19 protein-coding genes are annotated in these 21,928 nt (G+C 36.9%); 8 read left to right on the top strand and 11 right to left on the bottom strand.

From position 1 onward, the window contains the following. Positions 1-94 precede the first annotated feature (94 nt). Both gdhA and ACJRPK_RS01310 read right to left on the bottom strand, forming a co-directional pair. Complete coding sequence (gdhA, locus tag ACJRPK_RS01305) at positions 95-1,438, bottom strand: NADP-specific glutamate dehydrogenase (RefSeq protein ID WP_407138075.1); 1,344 nt, start codon at positions 1,436-1,438, stop codon at positions 95-97. A gap of 216 nt (positions 1,439-1,654) precedes the next feature. Beyond that, positions 1,655-2,794, bottom strand: coding sequence for a cystathionine gamma-synthase (locus ACJRPK_RS01310; RefSeq protein ID WP_407138076.1), 1,140 nt, complete (start codon positions 2,792-2,794; stop codon positions 1,655-1,657). A gap of 142 nt (positions 2,795-2,936) precedes the next feature. Between ACJRPK_RS01310 and ACJRPK_RS01315 the strand changes: the two genes are divergently transcribed. Continuing rightward, entirely contained in the window at positions 2,937-3,719 is a 783-nt protein-coding gene (locus ACJRPK_RS01315) for a PdaC/SigV domain-containing protein (RefSeq protein ID WP_407138077.1), read from the top strand. On the opposite strand, the gene ACJRPK_RS01320 is transcribed toward ACJRPK_RS01315, so the two are convergent. Next, positions 3,711-4,166 (bottom strand): DinB family protein, encoded by a 456-nt coding sequence (locus ACJRPK_RS01320; RefSeq protein ID WP_407138078.1) that lies wholly within the window; start codon positions 4,164-4,166, stop codon positions 3,711-3,713. The two genes, ACJRPK_RS01315 and ACJRPK_RS01320, sit on opposite strands and share 9 nt — an antisense overlap. Before the next feature lie 123 nt (positions 4,167-4,289). On the opposite strand from ACJRPK_RS01320, the gene ACJRPK_RS01325 reads away from it, so the two are divergent. Then, positions 4,290-4,646 (top strand): arsenate reductase family protein, encoded by a 357-nt coding sequence (locus ACJRPK_RS01325; protein WP_407138079.1) that lies wholly within the window; start codon positions 4,290-4,292, stop codon positions 4,644-4,646. Beyond that, the gene (locus ACJRPK_RS01330) at positions 4,639-5,541 is read left to right on the top strand and encodes a DMT family transporter (RefSeq protein WP_407138080.1); all 903 of its coding nucleotides are present in this window, start codon (positions 4,639-4,641) and stop codon (positions 5,539-5,541) included. Before ACJRPK_RS01325 ends, ACJRPK_RS01330 begins: the two co-directional genes overlap by 8 nt. Here the strand turns inward: ACJRPK_RS01330 and ACJRPK_RS01335 are convergent. Next, positions 5,538-6,020, bottom strand: a complete 483-nt coding sequence (locus ACJRPK_RS01335; protein WP_407138081.1) for an acyl-CoA thioesterase — start codon at positions 6,018-6,020, stop codon at positions 5,538-5,540. The two genes, ACJRPK_RS01330 and ACJRPK_RS01335, sit on opposite strands and share 4 nt — an antisense overlap. A 176-nt stretch (positions 6,021-6,196) precedes the next feature. Here ACJRPK_RS01335 and ACJRPK_RS01340 point away from each other — a divergent pair, with 176 nt between their 5' ends. Continuing rightward, positions 6,197-7,162 carry a YheT family hydrolase gene (locus ACJRPK_RS01340; RefSeq protein WP_407138082.1) on the top strand — a complete coding sequence of 322 codons (966 nt, stop codon included), beginning with the start codon at positions 6,197-6,199 and terminating at the stop codon, positions 7,160-7,162. 218 nt (positions 7,163-7,380) lie between these two features. Further along, entirely contained in the window at positions 7,381-9,879 is a 2,499-nt protein-coding gene (locus ACJRPK_RS01345; protein WP_407138083.1) for a M4 family metallopeptidase, read from the top strand. Between the two features lie 122 nt (positions 9,880-10,001). Here ACJRPK_RS01345 and ACJRPK_RS01350 read toward each other — a convergent pair whose 3' ends face one another. The 7 genes from ACJRPK_RS01350 to hemB all read right to left on the bottom strand — a co-directional run bounded on the left by ACJRPK_RS01350 (position 10,002) and on the right by hemB (position 15,447). Then, positions 10,002-10,718: a 3'-5' exonuclease gene (locus tag ACJRPK_RS01350; protein ID WP_407138084.1), complete on the bottom strand. Its 717-nt coding sequence runs from the start codon at positions 10,716-10,718 to the stop codon at positions 10,002-10,004. After that, positions 10,708-11,868 (bottom strand): serine hydrolase domain-containing protein, encoded by a 1,161-nt coding sequence (locus ACJRPK_RS01355; RefSeq protein WP_407138085.1) that lies wholly within the window; start codon positions 11,866-11,868, stop codon positions 10,708-10,710. The genes ACJRPK_RS01350 and ACJRPK_RS01355 overlap by 11 nt, the downstream gene beginning before the upstream one ends. Before the next feature lie 73 nt (positions 11,869-11,941). Continuing rightward, positions 11,942-12,445 carry a methylated-DNA--[protein]-cysteine S-methyltransferase gene (locus tag ACJRPK_RS01360; RefSeq protein WP_407138086.1) on the bottom strand — a complete coding sequence of 168 codons (504 nt, stop codon included), beginning with the start codon at positions 12,443-12,445 and terminating at the stop codon, positions 11,942-11,944. Next, on the bottom strand, positions 12,423-13,511 hold the full coding sequence (locus ACJRPK_RS01365) for a CNNM domain-containing protein (protein WP_148781821.1): 1,089 nt from the start codon (positions 13,509-13,511) through the stop codon (positions 12,423-12,425). Before ACJRPK_RS01365 ends, ACJRPK_RS01360 begins: the two co-directional genes overlap by 23 nt. A gap of 127 nt (positions 13,512-13,638) precedes the next feature. Then, positions 13,639-14,046, bottom strand: a complete 408-nt coding sequence (locus ACJRPK_RS01370; protein WP_407138087.1) for a c-type cytochrome — start codon at positions 14,044-14,046, stop codon at positions 13,639-13,641. 16 nt (positions 14,047-14,062) lie between these two features. Further along, complete coding sequence (locus ACJRPK_RS01375; protein ID WP_407138088.1) at positions 14,063-14,452, bottom strand: TerB family tellurite resistance protein; 390 nt, start codon at positions 14,450-14,452, stop codon at positions 14,063-14,065. Positions 14,453-14,472: 20 nt separating this feature from the next. Further along, positions 14,473-15,447 (bottom strand): porphobilinogen synthase, encoded by a 975-nt coding sequence (gene hemB / locus ACJRPK_RS01380; RefSeq protein WP_407138089.1) that lies wholly within the window; start codon positions 15,445-15,447, stop codon positions 14,473-14,475. Between the two features lie 201 nt (positions 15,448-15,648). Here hemB and ACJRPK_RS01385 point away from each other — a divergent pair, with 201 nt between their 5' ends. From ACJRPK_RS01385 to ACJRPK_RS01395, 3 genes are all read left to right on the top strand, one after another. Then, positions 15,649-16,530, top strand: a complete 882-nt coding sequence (locus ACJRPK_RS01385) for an ABC transporter ATP-binding protein (protein ID WP_407138090.1) — start codon at positions 15,649-15,651, stop codon at positions 16,528-16,530. Between the two features lies 1 nt (position 16,531). Beyond that, positions 16,532-20,134 (top strand): M1 family aminopeptidase, encoded by a 3,603-nt coding sequence (locus tag ACJRPK_RS01390; RefSeq protein ID WP_407138091.1) that lies wholly within the window; start codon positions 16,532-16,534, stop codon positions 20,132-20,134. A gap of 186 nt (positions 20,135-20,320) precedes the next feature. Then, a complete protein-coding gene (locus ACJRPK_RS01395) occupies positions 20,321-21,814 on the top strand; it encodes a carboxypeptidase-like regulatory domain-containing protein (RefSeq protein WP_407138092.1) in 1,494 nt (497 codons plus the stop codon). Positions 21,815-21,928 lie beyond the last annotated feature (114 nt).

The raw sequence follows: 21,928 nt of genomic DNA on the forward strand, positions 1-21,928 counted from the left end.
ATCATCAAAAAACAGAAATTTCTCACAATGAATTTATACAAAAAAACCACTCTATTGTATTCAGAGTGGTTTTTAAAAAATTTATAAGTTTTATTTATACGACACCTTGTTCTAGCATGGCATCGGCAACTTTTACAAAGCCGGCAATGTTGGCTCCTTTTACATAATTGATAAATCCATCCTCTTCGGTTCCATAAATAACACATTGTTCGTGTATGCTATTCATAATTCCGTGAAGTTTTTCATCTACTTCCTGAGCGGTCCAGTTGAAACGTAATGAGTTTTGCGACATTTCCAGTCCAGAAGTTGCTACTCCACCAGCATTAGATGCTTTACCAGGAGAAAACAGAATTTTTGCTTCCAAAAACACCTCAATTGCATCCGCAGTACAAGGCATGTTTGCTCCTTCACCAACACAGATACAACCGTTCTTCACCAATTCTTCAGCATCTTCAACATGCAGTTCATTTTGCGTAGCACAAGGTAACGCAATATCACAAGGCACAGACCAAGGTGTTTTACCTTCTACATAGGTTGCGCTTGTATAGGTGTCAACGTACTCCTTAATACGACCTCGTTTTATATTCTTGAGTTCTTTTACAAATTCAAGTTTTTCTGTATCGATCCCATCATTATCTACAATATATCCTGATGAATCAGAAAATGTGATCACTTTACCCCCTAAGCTCATCGCTTTTTCGGCAGCAAATTGGGCTACATTACCAGAGCCTGAAATTATCACAGTTTTACCAACTAATGATTCTCCTCTAGTTTTAAGCATGTTTTCTGCAAAGTATACGTTACCGTATCCTGTTGCTTCCGGTCTCATTAAAGAACCTCCATAAGATAAACCTTTACCGGTAAGCACGCCTGTGAACTCATCACGTAATCGTTTGTACTGACCAAACATATACCCAATCTCACGTCCTCCAACACCAATATCTCCTGCGGGAACGTCGGTATTAGGACCTATATATTTGGATAACTCAGTCATAAAGCTTTGACAGAAACGCATTACTTCATTATCTGATCTACCTTTTGGATTAAAATCAGCTCCACCTTTACCACCACCCATAGGCAATGTGGTTAAACTATTTTTAAAAGTTTGCTCAAAAGCCAAGAATTTGAGGATACTTAGGTTTACCGAAGGGTGAAAACGTAATCCACCTTTATACGGTCCTATAGCCGAATTCATTTGAACTCTATAACCTCTGTTTATTTGGATATTTCCTTTATCATCCGTCCATGGTATTCTGAACATAAAAACACGTTCTGGTTCTGCCATACGTTCCAAAAGCATCGCGTTTTGATACTTTTCATTCTTTTCTATGAATGGAATTACAGTCTCTGCTACTTCAGTTACTGCCTGAATAAATTCTGGTTCGTTAGGGTTTCTACCTTCTACAGATTTGATAAAGTTATCGATACTTTCTTTCATAGCATCTATTTAGTTGTTTGGTATAAATTCGTTAAAACATAACTTTTCTGTAATTCAAAGGATGCAATGCTCCCTTTAATTTCAGAAATATTAAAAATTGTCGCAAATATATACATATTAAAAATTTAAAGCTTCAAATTTTATGAATTTCGCATTTCGAAAACGTTATAGGCTTTCATATTAAAAAAGGTTTGCTAAAACATGCTACGGTACCTTTTAACTTAACGCTTTTTTAAGATCATCAATCAGATCGTCAATATCCTCAATACCCACACTCAACCGAATCAACGAATCTTTTATTCCAATTTTCTCACGTGCCGCTTTTGGTATAGAAGCATGTGTCATACTTGCGGGGTGTCCCGCTAAACTCTCAACCCCACCCAAAGATTCGGCAAGCGTGAAAATCTTTAACTTTTCTACCACCTGTACCGCTCCGGCCAAAGAATCCTCTTTTGTGGTAAAAGAAAGCATCCCTCCAAAATCATCCATTTGCTCTTTTGCTATGTGATGATTAGGATGTTCTTCAAATCCCGGCCAATATACCTTGTCTACAGCAGGGTGTGTACTTAGAAATTTTGCAATAGCTGCTGCATTTTCACAATGACGCTGCATTCGTACATGCAGGGTTTTGATACCTCTTAGTGCCAAAAAGCTATCCTGAGGCCCACAAATAGCACCACTTGCATTTTGAATAAAATACAATCGATCTGCCAAGTCTTTATCATTAACCACTAAAGATCCCATAACAAGATCACTATGCCCTCCTATATATTTGGTAGCACTATGCATTACAATATCCGCACCCAAATCTAATGGACGTTGAAGATAGGGTGTTGCAAAAGTATTATCGACGGCTAAAAGCACCTTGTGCTTTTTAGAAACCTGAGCCACCGCTTTGATATCGATAATATTCATCATCGGATTCGTCGGTGTCTCGATCCAAATCAATTTTGTTTTACCAGTTATATACGCTTCTACACCATCAGCGTTCCCCATCCCGATAAAATTGAATTTAATCCCAAAATCTTCAAAAATTTTAGTAAACAGACGATAGGTACCACCGTACAAATCGTTGGTTGAGATCACCTCATCCCCAGGCTTAAGCAATTTAATTACTGCATCAATTGCTGCTAATCCTGATCCAAAAGCTAGCCCAAATGTTCCATTCTCAATACTAGCCAACGAATTTTCAAGCGCATTTCTTGTAGGATTGTGGGTACGACTATATTCATATCCTTTGTGTCCACCGGGAGTAGACTGCGCATACGTTGATGTTTGATAAATCGGGGGCATTACAGCTCCGTATGCGGGATCATGCTGTTGACCACCATGTATAGTTTTTGTATTAAACTTCATCAAAAAAGTTTTTGGATGACATTAACAAATACGTACTTTATAGCAGTTAAAAAAAGCTGTTTTTTAACTCCGCTGATTGTTAAAACTAAGCAAATGTATAATTAAATTCTTTTTAATCACATTGATATAATACCTTTAGTAGATGATTAACAAATTTCCTTACTTTCCATTTAGAATCACGACCTTGTGGGCTTTAATTTTTATGTATGCATCTTGCTCAAAACGCGAAGAATTTGTTTTTGAAAAACAAATTTTTGAAACAGCAACCTATTTGGATTGCAACACTGTCGACTGCGCAATTATAGAAATACGATTGGTTCAACTACTAAATGATAATGAAGTTTCGAATCAAATCAATAGAACCTTAGAAACAAAAGCATGTGAATTCTTAAATGTAGAGGAAAATTCGACAACTACTTCTATCGAGACGGCTATGATAAGTTTCAACAAACTTTATACAGATATTGTAGAAGCATTTCCTGAAGAAACCCCGCCTTACGAGGCGTTGCTTGATAGTGAAGTTCAATTTCAAAATGCGCAATTAGCTTCGGTGCTTTTAAATACGTATTCGTTTACCGGAGGTGCTCATGGTAACACAACCACCATGCTACTCAATTTTGACTTGTCTACAGGCAGGCTCATTTTCATTGATAACTTAGTAAAAGATACAAAGGCTTTTTCGCAGTATGTCGAAAAGAAGTTTAGATCCACCTATACTATTCCGAGTCAAAAAGGAATTAACAGTACCGGATTTTCATTTGATAATGATCAATTTTCTCTACCCGATCATATTGGTTTCACAGATAATGAAATTATTCTTCATTACAACCATTACGAAATCAGCCCCTATGCTGACGGCCCGGTGGTGCTGAAAATTGATAAAGCAGAAGCGGCAGATTATTTTGATTTCAACATCTTAGAGTGATTTTTTCATCGCAAGTATATATCCTAAATGAATCCCTTCATGAAATGTATTGAACGCTATGGCGTCCTTAACTGAATTCAAAGTGAACCCGGCACTGGTAGGATAGGTTTCAAAAGTAGCATTCAGCAACATATCCATATCTTTTTCGGTTGTATCGATCGTGCTTGTTAACAGCTCTTTGATCAAGGTAACTTCCTCCTGATCAACAGGACCTTCGACCTTTGTCCCTTTGCGATACCGATCTACAAGATTTTGTGACACCATAAGATCATTACCGCTCAATTTATACACTAACAATTGTTGTGTCACAATTACGTGAGCGATATTCCAGATAATATTATTTGAAAATCCCGTGGGAACAGTGTGCAACTGTGCAAGCGTAAATTGATCCAAAAATTTCAATAATATAGTTCGGTTTGCGCGAGTAATGTCTAGTTGTGTCTTCATTGAATTATTTTTTGGTCAAAAATATCAATTTTACAGACAAATGAATTTCCTTTGCATAAGTATTTTGAATCACATCTTACTATATTAAACAGTGAATCACAATAAAACTGACCAGAGCTGACTATGAAAAAAATTTACCATCTCTCCACGTGTGACACGTGCAAGCGTATCCTAAAAGAATTAGAGCCTAGTGAAAGTTATACACTCCAGGATTTAAAAAGTGAGCCGGTTACCCCTGATCAACTAAATGAACTTTATACCTTATCCGGTAGTTATGAAGCGCTTTTTAACAAGAGAGCACGCTTATACAAAGAACGCGATCTTAAAACTAAAAATTTGAGCGAGAATGATTATAAAGTTTTATTGTTAGAGCATTACACTTTTTTAAAACGACCGGTGATACGCATTGACGATGAAGTTTTTATTGGCAATTCAAAAAAGACTATTCAGGAAGCTAAATCGCGTGTGCTAGATGAGTAGGAGAACCTTAGCATTAATAGCAGCAAGTTTTGTGGCTATATTTTACGGCGCCAATTTTAGCATCGCAAAGGATGTGATGCCACATTATGTCCAGCCCTATGGCTTTATATTGTTGCGAGTACTTGGCACCGCTATTCTCTTCTGGTTAATAGGTTTCTTAGGACCTAAAGAAAAAATTCAAAAGAAGGATTTCATACGAATAGCCGGAGCTGCGTTTTTTGGCGTGGCCTTCAATATGCTTACTTTTTTTGTGGGACTTAATCTTACTACTCCGATAAGTGCCTCTGTTTTGATGGTAACGGCTCCAATTATTGTCATGATATTGTCTGCCATTTTCTTAAAAGAAAAATTGCGTTTTCTTAAAATAGTAGGAATTCTTGTTGGCTTGGCGGGCACCTTATTAATCATTTTATATGGCAAAGGAAATCACCTAACTGCAACCAATCCAACCCTTGGAAATTTTCTGGTATTTGTGAATGCCGCATCCTATGCTTGTTATATAATTGTTGTCAAAAAGATTACCCAAAAATATCACCCTTTCACTTTTATGAAATGGATGTACACTATTGGTTTAGTGTTGGTACTACCATTTGGCCTTCATGAAGTTCTTGAAATGACTCCGGAAGCTATCCCTGTAAGTGGTCTGCTAAAAATAGGGTATGTAGTGCTTTTTGCGACATTTGGCACCTACGTACTCAATATATTTGCGATTAGAGAGCTAAAACCAACAACGGTTGCCGTATTCATTTATTTGCAACCATTGTTAGCTTCTGTTTTTGCTATAGCCTTAGGCAGCGATTCTCTGGATATTGTCAAAATTTTTGCTACCCTTTTAATTTTTGTAGGCGTTTATTTAGTGACAAAACCTACTGAAAAAGTTAAATTTCAGGATTAAGATATTTCTAAATCTTTAGGGAATTTATTATGTCTTCTTGTATCCTCTTTTGTCAGGACTCGGAAATCATCTGATTTTGGAAAATTATTAATTAAAACAATTAAAGCTTCGGGTAGCGGCATAATTTTCCGCTCTTTTAAGTTCATCCAAGCTCCTAACATTTCACAATGTGCCAAATTTTTTCCTTTGGTATCGTAAAAATTATGTCTGAATTCAAAAAAGGAACTATCCTCGCTCATTCCGGTCACCTCTAAACCAACAGTTACCGGAGCTCCCTGAAAAACTTCTCTAAAATAATAGATGTGCTCATAAAAGATAACCGGCCCTACATTATGTACAGCCATTTCTTTTTGACCAAAACCATTTTCGATCAAAAAAGCCATACGCGTGTGGCTCATAAAATTTTGATATGCACTATTTGCTAAATGACGATTGGCGTCAAGATCACTCCATCGCACCTCAAATTTTTTTGTATACATGCTCTTTATTCTTTAAATCTAAAGATTAAAAATACAATTAAAAACTATGCATGCATAGTTTATAGTGTAGAACTTGGTAACTTTTACTGGAAACGAATGGTAAAATTCTGTTATCCAAAAATTTGTGGGTTTTCATAGCCGTTCCTATTTTTACCGTCTCTAGTTCGCTATATATTATGCCCATATTAACTGCTACCTATCAACCTCCCATAGTATTCAGAAATGCACATGTGGCTACTATATACCCAAACCTCTTTCGTCACGTAAACCATTTGACTCAGCAACGCGAACGCTTAGAATTGGACGACGGAGATTTTATTGATTTAGACTGGAGCTACGCTTCATCAAAAACAACAAATCATCTTGTTATAATACTTCATGGCTTAGAAGGCAACGCACAACGTTCTTATATGAAAGGTTTGGCAAAACACTTGACATCAAAAAGCCTAGACGTAGTAGCCGTAAATTTGCGTAACTGTAGTGAACAACCCAATCGCATATATGCATCATATCATGCGGGAGCAAGTGAAGATTTGGGCCATGTGATACAACATCTTTCTACAAAATATGCTTATGATAAGATTTCGATTTGCGGATTTAGTCTGGGAGGCAATATCGTATTAAAATATCTGGGGGAAACACAAAATATCCCTGCTGCAATTGTATCAGCGGTAGCTGTGTCTGTTCCATGTGATTTACATGATTCTTTACAACAGATTGAAAAACCAGCTAATTTTATTTACAGAAATAGGTTTGTCAGACATTTGAAATCGAAGTTGTTTCAACGTGCTGGAGATTTCCCCGATGATATTTCTGAAGAAGCAATAAAAGCCTGTCAATCACTACTTGATATCGATGACCTATACACGAGTAAAGCACATGGCTATAAAAATGCTGAAGAGTATTATTTAAAGTGTAGTAGTAAGAACTTTCTCTCAAAAATTAGAATTCCTACCTTACTATTAAATGCTAAAAACGATTCATTTTTAGGCGCCGCTTGCTATCCGATAGCAGCAGCTGAAACCAATACTAGCTTATTCCTAGAAATGCCGGAATACGGGGGTCATGTCGGTTTTTATGATAAAAAAAATCTGTATTATCATGAGCGAAGAGCTTATGAATTTATTTCGCAATTTTCGTAAAACATTTTCTTTCCATAATCTAAAATGATTGTGCCGTTAATCGATAAAATCATTCATGTTACGGTTAACCCCTTTTCTTATTACTTCACCTCCACCACACCTTTTGTATTTGAACGATTTTAGTTTAAAAAGCTTTATTAATTAACTTTTTTTATCAACTTTTAGCAACAACTAAAGAAATTTATTGAAGTTTTCTTAATTAAAACACAAACTCCATTATGAAAAAAAATTACAAAAAAGTCTTGGTCGCTTCTGCCATCGGACTCTCCTTTTTTTGTGCTGAAGCACAGGAAAAAAAACAAGGTGACAGCTTTGTACAACCACCAAAATTTATGAAAATTGATGGTGAAGCTACTCAAAACAAAAGTGCTCAGAGTATTTTGAGTGAATATATTGGGTTGAACCATGCAAACAGCTATACTAAAATGGCCGAGCAAGTTGATCAACTTGGTATCACACACAAACGTTTTCAACAACGATATAAAGGTGTAAAAGTGGAGTATGGTATTGCCGTGCTTGACGCAAAAGGAAATAAAACTACTTCGCTGCATGGAGAATATTATAATGTAGACCGTGTAAATACGACGCCATCTATAAGTAAATCCCAGGCTTTACAGCGAGCGATCAACCATACAGGTGCGCAAAAATATTTATGGCAAGATGCACAAGCATCTGAAGCTATGAATAATTATGACACTGGTGGAGAGCTAGTTATTCTACCTGATTTTCAATCAGAAAATGAAAAGGGTCTGTTAACTAATTACAATCTTGCCTATAAATTTGATATATACGCTACACAGCCCTTGAGTAGAGGATATCTTTATATCGATGCTCATACAGGAGAGGCATTATATTACGATGCTATAATTAAGCATCTTGGTGAACATAGTAATTCAAGTACAGCATTAAAAACGGTACATCTACCAAGTCGAGCTGAATTTGAAGCTGCCACATTAGCCACAGGAAGTGCCGCAACACGTTATAGTGGTACACAACCCATTACTGCCAGAATAATAGGTAGTAGCTATGCATTAAGAGATAATACACGAGGAAATGGTGTAAATACTTACAACAGTGGACAAACTCAGTCCTATCCAACTACAGATTTTACTGATGCAGATAATAATTGGACTGCAGCAGAATTTGACAATGCTGCCAAAGACAATGCTGCGCTTGACGCCCATTGGGGAGCAGAAAGAACTTATGATTATTGGCAGGCAATCCACGCCAGAAACAGTTTTGATGGTGCCGGTGCAGAAATCAAAAGTTGGGTTCATTATGGATCAGCTTATGATAATGCTTTCTGGAACGGATCGGTGATGACCTACGGTGATGGATCTTCTAATGGATCTGAAGGTAATGGAAGCTTTGATGCTTTGACCAGTTTAGATGTTGCAGCTCACGAAATTGGACATGCAGTTACTACGAATACAGCAAATTTAGCATATCAAAGGGAGTCTGGTGGTCTTAATGAAGGGTTCTCAGACATCTGGGGCGCTGCAGTTGAGCATTTTGCAAAAGGTAATGGAAACGATCTGGCTCCGGATGCTTCTATTTGGTTGATCGGCGACGAGATTGATCGCCGTACCGGATCTGCTGCTCTACGTTCTATGAGCAATCCAAACTCAGCCGGTGATCCGGACACATATGGTGGTACGTATTGGAAAAATCCTAATTGTGGATTTCCAACACAGAGTAATGATTATTGCGGTGTACATACCAACTCCGGTGTATTAAATTATTGGTTCTACCTAAGTACTGTAGGTGGATCAGGTACGAATGATGTAGGGAGTTCTTTTAATGTTTCTGGAATAGGAATCTTAAAGGCTGCTAAAGTTGCTTATAGAACTCTTAGCGTGTATTTATCTGCTAATTCAACATTTGCCGATGCCAGAGCTGGAGCGATACAATCTGCTAAAGATTTGTACGGAGTCGATAGTGCCGAAGAAATTGCAATTACTAATGCATGGTATGCCGTTGGTGTAGGATCTGAATATGGTACCGGTGGAGGCATATCGTACTGTTCTTCAAAAGGAAACAGCGTTGTAGATGAATATATTAGTCGTGTACAAGTAGGTACTATAAACAAAACTTCTGGTGCCTCAAGTGCTGGATATGCTGATTATACGTCAACCGCAACAGATTTAAACCTTAGTACTGCATATTCTATAACCATTACACCTACCTGGACAGGAAGAACATATAGAGAAGGGTATGCTGTTTGGATTGATTACAACCAGGATGGAGACTTTACAGATGCGGGAGAACTCGTATGGAGTAAATCAGCTTCTACAACGACTCCGGTAAGTGGTTCTTTCACAGTTCCTTCTTCAGCTGCATCAGGAGCGACAAGAATGCGTGTGTCGATGAAATATAACGGCATTCCAAGTTCATGTGAAACCTTCAGTTATGGTGAGGTTGAGGATTACACAGTTACCTTAGGTTCTGCTACTGTAGCGCCTGCTGTGACGGGAATAGCAGAAGCTAGCGACATTGCATTCTCTATATATCCTAACCCTGTCAACGGAAATGAACTCTCTATCAGCATGAAGAATCCTGCAGATGCAACATTTGAAATCCTGAATATACTAGGAAAGCGTGTTACTGCCGGTGTTGTTAAAGGTGCTATTGACGTTCAAAATTTATCTGCGGGTATGTATATCTTACGTGTGAACACTACAACCGAAACTTTTACAAAGCGTTTCGTTAAACAATAAGTTTATTATTTATAAGGTTCTTTAGTCATGAAATCCCTTGGAGTATATACTCCAAGGGATTTTTTTTTGAAGAAAACAAGAAAGTGCCCTTCTATATAACCTACAGAGTAAATTTGATATCGCTAAATCGTTGTGATCTCTGAAGGCCGCAAGAGGGCTTCCTGTCTCAACTTAAGTATGATCTGGGCCACAGCTATCGTGTCCTTTTCGCAATAGGTTACAATTCTATTCAGATTCTTTTCTTTATAATATACTTCACCTACTTGACTTCCATCGATATCATCTTTGGGAGAAGGAATACCCAATATATTTGTGAGTAATTTGAGAGATGTATAATGTTTATAATCTCCGAATTTCCATAATTCTAAGGTGTCCAAATGAGGTACTTCCCAAGGTTTTTTACCGAAGAGATCCAACTTAGCGGGTAATGAAATTCCGTTGATTAACATTCGCCTTGCGATATAAGGAAAATCAAACTCTTTACCGTTATGCGCGCATAAAAGATGTTGCGGACGGTTAAAATGTGATTCTAACAGCTTTTTAAACTCAACCAAAAGCTCTTCTTCCTTTTCATTGTGAAAAGAGGTAACCCTAAAACTCCTGTTATCCCCAACATCTGAAAAATATCCGACTGAAATACAGACAATTTTACCAAATTCAGCCCAGATCCCAGCTCTTTCATAAAACTCCTCAGGTGTAAAATCTTCTTTACGTTGATATTTTGTTTTCTCACTCCATAAATATTGCATTTCCGGACTTAATGCATCAAAAACTTCATGCAGGGGAACTGTCTCAATATCAAGAAAAAGAATATGCTCTAAATTTAATTTATGTAACATCAATCAACATATTTAAAGCTTCTTCCAAATAAATGTAAAAATCTCTGGTAAACGATTTACCATCCTTAAATTCTGATCGTTGATGTCCTAAGCGTACAATCGTGATATTTTCTTCAGGTATAGATATTACATACTGTCCTAAAATACCACGCATAACAAAAATTTTCTTGTCAAGATGGTTTGACAACCAAAATCCGTAGCCATACATAGCGCTATCAGCAAATCTGGGCTGAATCGCTTTGTCGGTAAAAGCTTCAGGTAACAGTTGTTGACCCCCGTAAGTACCTCCATTTTGAAATAACAATCCAAATTTTGCAAAATCTCTAGCTGTACTGGCAATGCAGCAGTATGCCTTTTCCATACCGCTATCTTCACTATCCAACTGCCACAACCCGTCTTGGCTCATACCCATAGGTTTCCAAAAACTTTCACTTAGATAGGAGGACAAATTTTGTCCGGTCGCTTTTTCTATCACCATTCCCAATAATTGCGTGTTTCCACTTAAATACTCAAAAGCCTCTCCGGGTGTTTTTATCACGTCCAGATCTAGCATAACTTCTCGTATGTTAGTATCATAATATGCCTTTGCAGTAATAGAAAACGGACTTGTATAATGTTCAGTCCAATCCAAACCTGACGCCATTGAGGATAAATCTCCTACGGTCATCTGTGCTGCTGTCCCTTCAGAAAACTCGGTAAAAAAATCACCTACAGGCTGTTCAAGGCTTTTAATATGTCCATCCATAATTGCTTTCCCCAACAAGGCAGTCACAATACTTTTCGCCATCGAAAAAGAATTCGTTCGAGACAAACTATCATATCCCGGAGCATAATACTCATGCCAAACACTATCATTCTTTAAGATTAAAAAAGAGGTAGTTCCCAAAGCAGCGTGCGTACTATCCAAACGTTCTGAAGGCAAAATAGAATTGTAATACTGATGTTGCGGTATCTCCTTAATTGTTTCAGCTGTTTTGATAGTGCGGTTATCAAAGTGTGGATAATCATCAATAAAAGCAGTCGTATGTCCGGTCATATACACAACACGAACCCCTTTTATGATATAGTCATAGTCAAGAACATATAGCAGTACTAAAAGGATTGCTACAGTAATCAAAAAACCTTTGATGATACGCTTAAATACTTTCATGAAATTTTATAATTGAGCCCTTCAGGGTATTTGCTCCACTAATGTATGAAAATATTTTTGTACTCCTCAACAATTAGAACAATCGTTGTTGTGTATAGGGACTTTCATGCTCTAGCAACCATTTTTTTCTCCATAAGCCTCCGGCATATCCGGTCAACGAACCATCTGATCCAATTACCCGATGACAGGGAACTATGATCCATAGAGGGTTTTTTCCATTTGCTGATGCCGCAGCGCGAATTACTTTGGGATCACCGAGCTGTTTTGCGACATCCAAATAACTGACCGTTTGTCCATATGGAATTTTAGATAATGCTGCCCACACCTTTTTTTGAAACGAAGTACCCGACGGATGTAATGGCAAATCAAAGGTTTTTCGTCGTCCATCGAAGTATTCTTTCACTTGTTTTATAGCCTTATCAAAATAAGGAGGTAATTTCTTATTACAAAGATCAGAAGATACAACTTCTCCTACGGTAAACGCAGTAAGCCCTATAGCATCACCCATTAAATAGGCTTTACCTAGCGGAGTTTCAAGTGTTGTATAATATCTTTTACTTTTTGGATTCATTTTCATCAATGATCCCCATTTTCTTCGCTCTTTTTTGCCAGTTTTGTCGCGCTAACTCCTGCATATTGTGCTCAACATCACTCTCATCAACAATTTCTAATCCCAACAGTGTCTCTATAACATCTTCCATAGTAACAATTCCGCTTACTGAACCGTATTCATCTACGACTAAAGCAATGTGATTCTTACTCTCTATCAAACGATTAAACAACTCTGGTATCGGTAAATTACGCTCAGTATATAAAATATTTCTTCTAATTTCACCTAAGGTCTTGGTTCCGTTACCATTGGCCATTTCTTTAAACACCTCATCTTTTAACACCATCCCGGTTATGTTGTCGCTCTTACCTTGATATACCGGAACTCTTGAAAATCTTAGATTTTGATTTTCATTAAAAAATGATTCGATGGTGGTATCCTCACTGGCCAATTTCATCACTGTTCGTGGTGTCATGACATCCTTAGTGAAAACTTCTTTGAATGTGAGCAAATTTTTGATGACTTTTGACTCTGATTCTTCAAAAACACCTTCTTCGTGTGCTATATCAGCCATTGCTGTAAAATCTTCTCGGTTCAACACAGATCCGTGATGTGCACTACCTCCCACAATTTTTGTAGTCAGCTGAAGCAACCAAAGAATACCGGTGTATCGCAGAGGAATAATCATAAGAGTTAACGCTTTTGAGGTAAAGTTTGCTAACAACTTCCATTTGCTGGCTCCTATTGTTTTTGGTATAATTTCTGAAACGACCAATATCAAAAAAGTCATAATTGCTGAGACCACTCCAACTACATTGACCCCCAATATTTCAAATTTATAAGGTAATTTTTCTGCCTGAACCCCCACCAAAATGGCACCTACAGTATGTGCTATGGTATTTATGGTCAAAATTGCAATTAGCGGTTGATCTACGTCTTTTTTGAGACGCTCCAGTGTTTCGGCATATGATTTTCCCTCTTTCTTTTTAATACTAATAAATGTCGGGGTTATGCTTAATAGCACGGCTTCTAAAACCGAGCATAAAAAGGAGAACATAATAGATACTACTGCGTAAATTATAAGTAAAGTCATAAAAGTCGGCTATACGAAATAAATGTATTTTAAAATACTTCAGAAAAGTATGGTTTTAGATCTACAAAGATCCATTTTAAATTATAATTTGTCCTTAAAATTAAGATAATTCCTACGGTTACTTGAACTATGGTGTACTTTTTTTCGCTGAAACTTGTTTCATATAGGTCTCAAGATTGGATAATTCCTCCTCGGAAAAATGCTTTATAATCGCAAAATTTGTTTTCATAACAGCATAATTTTCCGGTTCAACTATAGGTTCGGCGTCTTGTTTTAAAAAAGCAACCAAATTTCCATTTTGCTCATTATAGACCTGCATAATTTTATGTACGCTGGGACCAATTGATTTTTTGTCCGTCAAGTGACAGGTAAAACATCTCCCTTTGCCCATAAAAATCTCTTTTCCCTTATCAAATGCAGTGCGGGAAGAACTTTTTTTACCAATTGTAATGGTTTCCTTTTCTTTTTTGGCAGGTTGACACGATACAAACAGGGATAAACAAAGTAACATCAACAATAATGGTTTTATGCTCATAGGTACGATTAGCTTTTTAAGATTGAAAATTATCTTTGATACTTTCTGCATCTTTAGTAAAACGATTTAATAAATCAGTGCTAAAGTTTGTCGCTATTGAATCATTGCCAGCATTGACGTGATTACTGACTAAAGCCAATTTTGTTAGAGCATAATGCATGAATTCATATTCTTCATCGGGACCATGATCAGAAAATACCTCGATTACCTTGCGATACAAGGCGTTAATATCTGAATGATGTTCGTTTTCATAATCAAATGACCATTTAATTTCTTTTCCTTTAGGATGCTCCATTAAAATTTCTTCTAAGGTCAAAATCTCACGCTCATTGATTACTCCATCCTCCATCGCAGCTACATACAGTAATTCTCCAAAGGATTGATACAATCTATCTTTATTTTCCATATGTCTACATAATTTATTAATTATCCCAGTAAGGTAGCAATATCTTTTGAAAAGTAACTCGCTATCATAGTCGCTCCTGCACGCTTTATTGCTGTAACTTGTTCCATCATCACTGCGTTATGATCTAACCACCCCTTTTCTGCAGCAGCTTTGAGCATCGCATACTCACCGCTTACCTGATAAACCGCTATCGGTACATCTACTGCTTCTTTGATATCCCGTACAATATCTAAATAACACAATCCCGGTTTCACCATAACAATATCTGCTCCTTCTTGAATATCCATTAAAGTTTCTTTGATGGCTTCATCGCGATTAGCAAAATCCATTTGATAGGTTTTCTTATCTCCGAAGCCCGGTGCAGAATCTAATGCATCTCTAAAGGGTCCATAAAAGGAAGAAGCATACTTAGCACTATAGCTCATAATACCCGCATTAACAAATTTCTCTTGTTCCAGAAGTTCTCGGATTGCACGAATTCTACCATCCATCATATCACTTGGTGCCACAAAATCTGCTCCGGACTGTACGTGAGAAAGTGCCATTTTTGCCAACACATCGCAGGTAGGATCATTGGTAATATAGCCGTTTTCAACAATTCCATCATGTCCATAAGAAGAATATGGATCTAGTGCTACATCGGTCATTACTAACATGTCGGGAGCTAAGTCCTTAATTGTTTTAATAGCACGTTGCATTAACCCATTACTGTTTAATGCTTCAGTTCCCTTATTGTCTTTCAAATTATCCGCCACTTTAACAAAAAGCAACACTGCTTTGAGTCCTAGACTTTGTAAGGTTTTAACTTCGGATGCAATACCATCCAAACTATATCTGTAATAGCCTGGCATAGAAGCTATCTCTTCTTTTACACCTTTACCTTCGACAATAAAAAGAGGGGTAATAAAATCATTGGGAGTTATCGCATTTTCTCTTACCAAAGAACGAATAGCATCATTGGTTCTCAATCTTCTGTTTCTGCGTAATTGCTGCATACCTTTGCTCTAATTTTATAGTGTAAAGATACTGATATATCTTAAGATTTCGGACGTAAATTTATACTGCGCTTTGGGAATCAAACCTACACGTCTAAAAACTTTGGGGGCTAAAACTTTGAGTTATAACGCTTGCAAAATATAGATTGTAACAAAATGTACATTACGACTACTTATAAAAAGACAATAATAATCTCAACTATGCTTACAATAACCAATTTGAACAAAACGTACCCTAATGGCACGCAAGCACTGAACAATGTAAATTTACACTTGAAAAAAGGAATGTTCGGTCTTTTAGGTCCCAATGGAGCGGGTAAATCTTCCTTGATGAGAACCATCGCCACCTTGCAGCAAGCTGATTCGGGTACTATTCACTTTGATGGTATTGATGTTTTTAAAAATCCGGAAGCTCTTCGTAAGGTACTAGGGTATTTACCACAGGATTTTGGAGTGTACCCTAAAGTATCGGCAGAATTGATGCTTAATCATATTGCCAAAGTGAAAGGTATTACGGATAGTAAAGTAAGAAAAGAATATGTGGGTGATTTACTCAATAAAGTCAATTTATACAATTTTAGAAATCGCAATTTAGGAGATTTTTCCGGTGGAATGCGTCAGCGTTTTGGTATAGCACAAGCCTTATTAGGTAATCCTAAGTTGATAATTGTTGATGAACCAACTGCTGGTTTAGATCCATTAGAGCGTAATCGCTTTCATAATCTGTTGAGCGAATTGGGAGAAAATGCAGTCGTTATTCTATCCACTCATATTGTCGACGATGTCATTAATCTTTGTCAGAACATGGCGGTGTTTAATGAAGGGAAGATTTTGGTTCAGGGCAATCCTCAAGATTTGTCTGACAGGCTGAACGGAAAAGTGTATAAAAAACATATCGCCAAAGAAGAATTATCCCACTATGAATCCAACTACAATGTGTTAACAAACTATTTACGTGGTGGACAGCTTAATATTAATATTTATAGTGAAACACATCCCGAAGATGGTTTTGAGCGTATTCCCAATGATTTAGAAGATTTTTACTTCTATAGCATTAATCAGAAACATTTAAAAACAGTTTAAAATGAAAGAAACATTAAATTTTGAACTGCAATATCGACTGGGCAGGCCCGCAACCTGGATTTATTTCTCATTAGGCGCACTGATTGCGGCACTACTTGCGGCTTTTGAACAATCTGCAACGGCAGAGTTTGTTAATAGTCCAAACAATATTACCGGTGTACTGGTTCCTGTTTCGGTTATTGCCATTTTCTTTTATGCTGCTATTATGGGGGTTCCCGTCTATAGAGATGCAGAACATAAAACTGCAGAAACTTATTTCACCTTTCCTATCAAACCCACATCGTATATTTGGGGTCGTTTTTTAGGGAGTTATCTTATAGCATCCTTGGTAAATGTCGGGATTGTATTTGGCGCTGTTATTGGTTTCGGGATTGGAGCATTTTTAGAACGCCCTGATTTTGGATCGTATACAGCATTCGACTTCTCTTCTTATGTTTTACCATTTGTTTTTATTTTGCAAATTAATGCCTTATTGATTGGGTCATTATTCTTTAGTTTGATGGCCTTCTTTAAAAAGATGCCGATTATCTATTTGGGAGGTATCGTTCTTTTTCTTTTATACAGCATCTCTGGAGACTTACTATCGAATCTTGACAATCAATGGTTGAGTATCTATCTGGATCCCTTTGGTGGAAGGGCTTTTAGTTTGGTGAAAAAATATTGGTCAATCAATGAACTTAACACAAATTCACTTCCGATATATGGTAAGTTTTTAATTAATAGAATGCTCTGGCTAAGTGTCGCAATAGTTCTCTTTTTAATAACTTTATTTCGATTTAATTATCAAACCTTCTTAAAATCTGCAAAACAAAAAAAACAAAAACTGTCGTCCGCAATAGTTCCTAAAGCGGTTACTAATATTTCACAGCATTTCAACAAAAAAAGTGAACGCCAAAACCTCCTTTCTTTAAGTAAAATTGAGACACTTTCCATTCTAAAAGATCCTGTGTTTCTTATACTGTTGATTATTGGAATTATCGTAGCATTATTTACCGTATATAAGGGGAATGAAACCTATGGTACTCCAAACTTACCATTAACACGTTATGTGGTAATGTATATCTCTGGAGGCCTATCATTACTCTCTATCATCATCCTTGTCATTTATTCTGGAGAAGCTGTTCATAGAACCCGCAAAAATAAAACGTTTGTGTTTTACGATGCACTCCCTATAAGTGACGGGAGTCTCTATTTTTCAAAAATCATTGCTTTATTAAGCACGGCGGTACTTTTAACCACCATAAACATAGTTATTGCGGTTTTATATCAAACGATTAACGGATATTTTACCTATGAGCTTGGTATGCAATTCGTGTATAATTTTGTATTGATTTTTCCCGGATTCGTCATGACCGTCTTACTTGCATTTTTTATTCATGTATTGGTCAACAATAAATTCTTAGGTCATTTTGTCGTCATTGCTTTGTATATCGGTTTGCCTTTATTGGTAACACTCGCGTTCAAAAGCACCAATCCGATGCTAATTTTTACCGGAGCCACTCCGTTTTTTATTAGTGATCTCAATGGCTTTGGTCACTACTTAGTGGGTGTAAGCTGGCTTAATTTATATTGGGTATTGGCTACCACAATACTAATGATTGTTGGTAAACTTTTCTGGACACGCGGATTTCATGCATCGTTTAAAGAAAGAATGGTTCTTGCTAAAAAACGTTTTACCGCACCAACGATTTTGATGTTTTCTGTAACCCTCCTTTTATTTGTCGCAGTAGCCGGTTATTCTTATTACAATTTGAAAGTACTTAACACCATTAATTCTAGTACATACGGTGACAAAACGGGTGCCGATGCCGAAAAAAAATATGCCAAATACATTGGTCAGGTGCATCCAATCGTGACTGATCTCAAAGCTTATATCGACATTTATCCGGAAGAAAGAGGTGTCAAGGCTCGAGGTGAATATACGATTACCAATACAGATCAAACTAAGGTAATTGACACGTTGTTGCTTGAGATGCAGTATCCAAATATGCATACAACACTGAAAAAAATACTATATAACGGTAAAGAATTACAACCAGTCTACAGCGACTCGGTGTATCGCTTATTCCTGTACAAACTCCCCGAAGCATTATTGCCTTCTGCTACTGCCAAATTGATTCTGGAAGTCAGTGCAGAGACTAAAGGTTTTGCTAACGAAATGGAAACACAGGTGCTCCACAACGGTTCCTTTTTAAACAATCAAATTTTTCCTAGATTTCATTATGACCGTAGTTTAGTGGATAACGGGGTACGTAGAAAACATGGTTTAGAAAAACTCGATTATCTCCTTCCTCCCAGAAGCGATTCTGCCGCTACTAAAAAGAATTTATTTAATGAGGATGCAAACTATATCAACTTTGAAGCTATCGTAAGTACAACTGCTGATCAGATTGCTATTGCTCCGGGCAAATTGCATCGTCAATGGACCGAGAAGGATCGTGCATACTATCACTATAAGCTAGAGTCAGAAACGGATTTGTTTTTTAACGTAGTGTCCGCTAGCTACGATATTGAGCGTGCAGAGTGGATCGCTCCCAGTGGGAAAAAAGTCGCAATAGAAATTTATCATTCTCCCAAACATAAAAAAAATCTAAAACACTTTATCGAAGGAACTAAAGTAGCGCTGCAATATTGTTCAGAAAACTTTATGGAATACCCTAACTCGGTCTTGCGAATTGTAGAGTTCCCTGCGCATTCAGTTTTTGCACAGTCATTTGCTACAACCATTCCATATTCTGAAGATTTCGGTTTTGCGGCAGATTTCGATAGAGCCGAAGATTTTAATTACGCCTTTAGAGTAACCACTCACGAAGTTGCACATCAATGGTGGGGACATCTCGTTACACCAAGTAAAACATCGGGAGCCAATATAATTTCTGAGACCCTGGCTGAGTATACCTCGCTTATGACGATGAAACAGAAATATGGAGAAAATGGTATCAAAAATTTCCTTAAATACTCACTTGATGATTATTTGCGTAGCAGATCTTTCAGTTTTAAACCTGAACGCACATTGCTAAATGTAGAAACCGGTCAACATATTTGGTATCGCAAAGGATCTATGATCATGTATCATTTACAAGACGTCATCGGTGAAAAAAGAATGAACGATGCCTTGAAAAAATTCACAGATGAATTTAAATACTATAGAAAAGGAGTGTATCCAACTTCTCAGGACTTATACACCGCCATTCGTACTATTACTCCGGATTCTTTAAAATATTTGGTAGACGATGGTTTCAACGAAATTGTTTTATATGAAAACAGAGTCACTTCAGCGAAGACTGAAAAGCTACCGAATGCTTTCTATGAAACAACCTTCACCGTAGATTCTAAAAAGATTTATTACAATGACTCAGGTAAAGAAAAATATGTAGACTCCACAGCCAATTATATCGAGATAGGCTTATTCGGAGAGGATATTAAGGACACGCTCGATGTTACTTTGAAAAATCCATACTATCTGGAACGTAAATGGCTACAGCCGGGAGAAAACACCTTCGTTGTAAAAACAAAGGAAAAACCATTACGGGCAGGTATTGATCCCTATAATAAATTGATCGATCGCGACTCAGAGGACAATTTACAGAATATAGAGGAGTGATTACTAAAGTAGTATGATTATAAGAAACCAAAAAAATTCAATTATTTAGCAGATAAAACCGTGATAAGAATGCGCTGTTCTTATTGCGGTTTTATTAATTAGTACGATTCCTGATGTAATAATTCAAAATATGAAGCGTCTTAATTAAAGTACTCTTTAAGACATCTAAGTAAATCAACCATTATTATGCGATTACCAATATTTATATTCCTAAGTTTGATTCCGGTAGTTTCGAGTTTTGCTCAAAGTACCATTTACACTGTAATTGATGAAACCACCAAGCAACCTGTCCCGTACGCTACGATTCAAACCTCAGAAAATCAGGGTGTATATACCAATGAGGAAGGACGGTTTAGTTTAGCTACAGAAGCGTATGGAACCAAGACAGACTCCATGTATGTGTCGTCTATGGGGTATGAAAGACGAGGTATTGCTTTAGCTGCACTGACCGATAGCATTATTTATATTCGGCCCCAAGCCATAGCATTAGATGGTGCATTTGTATCTAATAAAAAGTTGACCGTTGATGAAATTATAGAGCAAGTCAAAGAAAATTTGGAGCAAAACTACACCCATGATCTCAGTCAAAAACGTTTTTTCTTAAGAAAATCTGACTTTGGTAAAGTACGACACATGAATATTGATTTTAAAAAATCAACTATAGAGGAGTTCGATAAAAAATTTCTTGATAGCGTAGTTGCATTATTACCGAAGAAATCCGAGTTTTATAGCGAGGTTCTTGGAGATTTCTATAAGAGCAAGGATGATGAAAAACTGACGATCATCAAAGCAGCAAAGCTGTACGACAAAAACAATGAAGGCTCTTTTGAAGCGCTTGGAAAGAAGGTAGAGCAAATCTTTAAGGAAAACGTAAAACCAACTTCTTATTTGAAAATCAAATCCGGTTTCTTTTTTGGCACCAAAGTGCAAGTAGACTCAATCCTAAAGGCAAGTGAAGAAGCGAAGCAAGTAAAAACTGAATTGGAAAAGCAAGACGACAACAAAGAATATGTTTCCAATCAAAAAAGCAACCTCAAATCTATCTTTAAAAACACACTCTATAACGAAGATTCAAAATTGGATATACTCCACAAGTCCGGACGCTATGATTTTGAATTGACAGACTACTCTATCATCGATGGGCACAGTGTATATGTAATTCAATTTAACCCGGGTAGAAGAGCTGATTTCAAAGGGACACTTTATATAAACACCGAGGATTTTGCCGTTGTGCGTATCGATTATGAAAACACCAAAACATTGAAAAGTTTTGGCTTATTAGGTATAAGCTATAAGGAAAATGTATATAAAGGAAGAACGATTTTCTCCAAAGAAACGGATCATAAATACCACATAAAATTTCTAGAAAAGTATCAGGGAAATATTTTTGGCATCGATCGACCTCTCAAAATAATCGAAAAAAATAAGCATGTTAAGGGAAAACGAAAACAAAATGAGTTGTCTCTGGGCATTGATGTAGGGATGTCGCAACTGGTAAAGACCGAGCTTGTAATTTTTAGCAATACATCCATCAATGATACGCAGTATCAAGAAGTGAAAGAAGACTATTCTATTGAACCAGAATATCTATCTAAATACGACCCCGATTTTTGGAACGGCTATACGATCATGGAACCCAACACCGCCATTCGTAGTTTTGAGGCTACCGAGGGTTTGTAGAGTTTAGACACCCACTGGTTTCTATTCAAAATGACCCCAAGTATTTCGTAAGACGTTTATTTTGATCTGATATTTTCCAGATTATCAATCTAAAGTATTGTAAAAAAAAGAAGA

Origin of the sequence: Aquimarina sp. 2-A2, assembly GCF_045505135.1 — a bacterium.
Taxonomy (GTDB): Bacteria; Bacteroidota; Bacteroidia; order Flavobacteriales; family Flavobacteriaceae; genus Aquimarina; species Aquimarina intermedia.

Coding starts and splice junctions, on each gene's coding strand:
- ACJRPK_RS01345 (WP_407138083.1), top strand. CDS start 7,381: ATGAAAAAAAATTACAAAAAAGTCTTGGTCGCTTCTGCCATCGGACTC.
- ACJRPK_RS01350 (WP_407138084.1), bottom strand. CDS start 10,718: ATGTTACATAAATTAAATTTAGAGCATATTCTTTTTCTTGATATTGAG.
- ACJRPK_RS01325 (WP_407138079.1), top strand. CDS start 4,290: ATGAAAAAAATTTACCATCTCTCCACGTGTGACACGTGCAAGCGTATC.
- ACJRPK_RS01360 (WP_407138086.1), bottom strand. CDS start 12,445: ATGAAAATGAATCCAAAAAGTAAAAGATATTATACAACACTTGAAACT.
- hemB (WP_407138089.1), bottom strand. CDS start 15,447: ATGCAGCAATTACGCAGAAACAGAAGATTGAGAACCAATGATGCTATT.
- ACJRPK_RS01370 (WP_407138087.1), bottom strand. CDS start 14,046: ATGAGCATAAAACCATTATTGTTGATGTTACTTTGTTTATCCCTGTTT.
- ACJRPK_RS01365 (WP_148781821.1), bottom strand. CDS start 13,511: ATGACTTTACTTATAATTTACGCAGTAGTATCTATTATGTTCTCCTTT.
- ACJRPK_RS01340 (WP_407138082.1), top strand. CDS start 6,197: ATGCCCATATTAACTGCTACCTATCAACCTCCCATAGTATTCAGAAAT.
- ACJRPK_RS01390 (WP_407138091.1), top strand. CDS start 16,532: ATGAAAGAAACATTAAATTTTGAACTGCAATATCGACTGGGCAGGCCC.
- gdhA (WP_407138075.1), bottom strand. CDS start 1,438: ATGAAAGAAAGTATCGATAACTTTATCAAATCTGTAGAAGGTAGAAAC.
- ACJRPK_RS01315 (WP_407138077.1), top strand. CDS start 2,937: ATGATTAACAAATTTCCTTACTTTCCATTTAGAATCACGACCTTGTGG.
- ACJRPK_RS01310 (WP_407138076.1), bottom strand. CDS start 2,794: ATGAAGTTTAATACAAAAACTATACATGGTGGTCAACAGCATGATCCC.
- ACJRPK_RS01395 (WP_407138092.1), top strand. CDS start 20,321: ATGCGATTACCAATATTTATATTCCTAAGTTTGATTCCGGTAGTTTCG.
- ACJRPK_RS01335 (WP_407138081.1), bottom strand. CDS start 6,020: ATGTATACAAAAAAATTTGAGGTGCGATGGAGTGATCTTGACGCCAAT.
- ACJRPK_RS01385 (WP_407138090.1), top strand. CDS start 15,649: ATGCTTACAATAACCAATTTGAACAAAACGTACCCTAATGGCACGCAA.
- ACJRPK_RS01330 (WP_407138080.1), top strand. CDS start 4,639: ATGAGTAGGAGAACCTTAGCATTAATAGCAGCAAGTTTTGTGGCTATA.
- ACJRPK_RS01355 (WP_407138085.1), bottom strand. CDS start 11,868: ATGAAAGTATTTAAGCGTATCATCAAAGGTTTTTTGATTACTGTAGCA.
- ACJRPK_RS01320 (WP_407138078.1), bottom strand. CDS start 4,166: ATGAAGACACAACTAGACATTACTCGCGCAAACCGAACTATATTATTG.
- ACJRPK_RS01375 (WP_407138088.1), bottom strand. CDS start 14,452: ATGGAAAATAAAGATAGATTGTATCAATCCTTTGGAGAATTACTGTAT.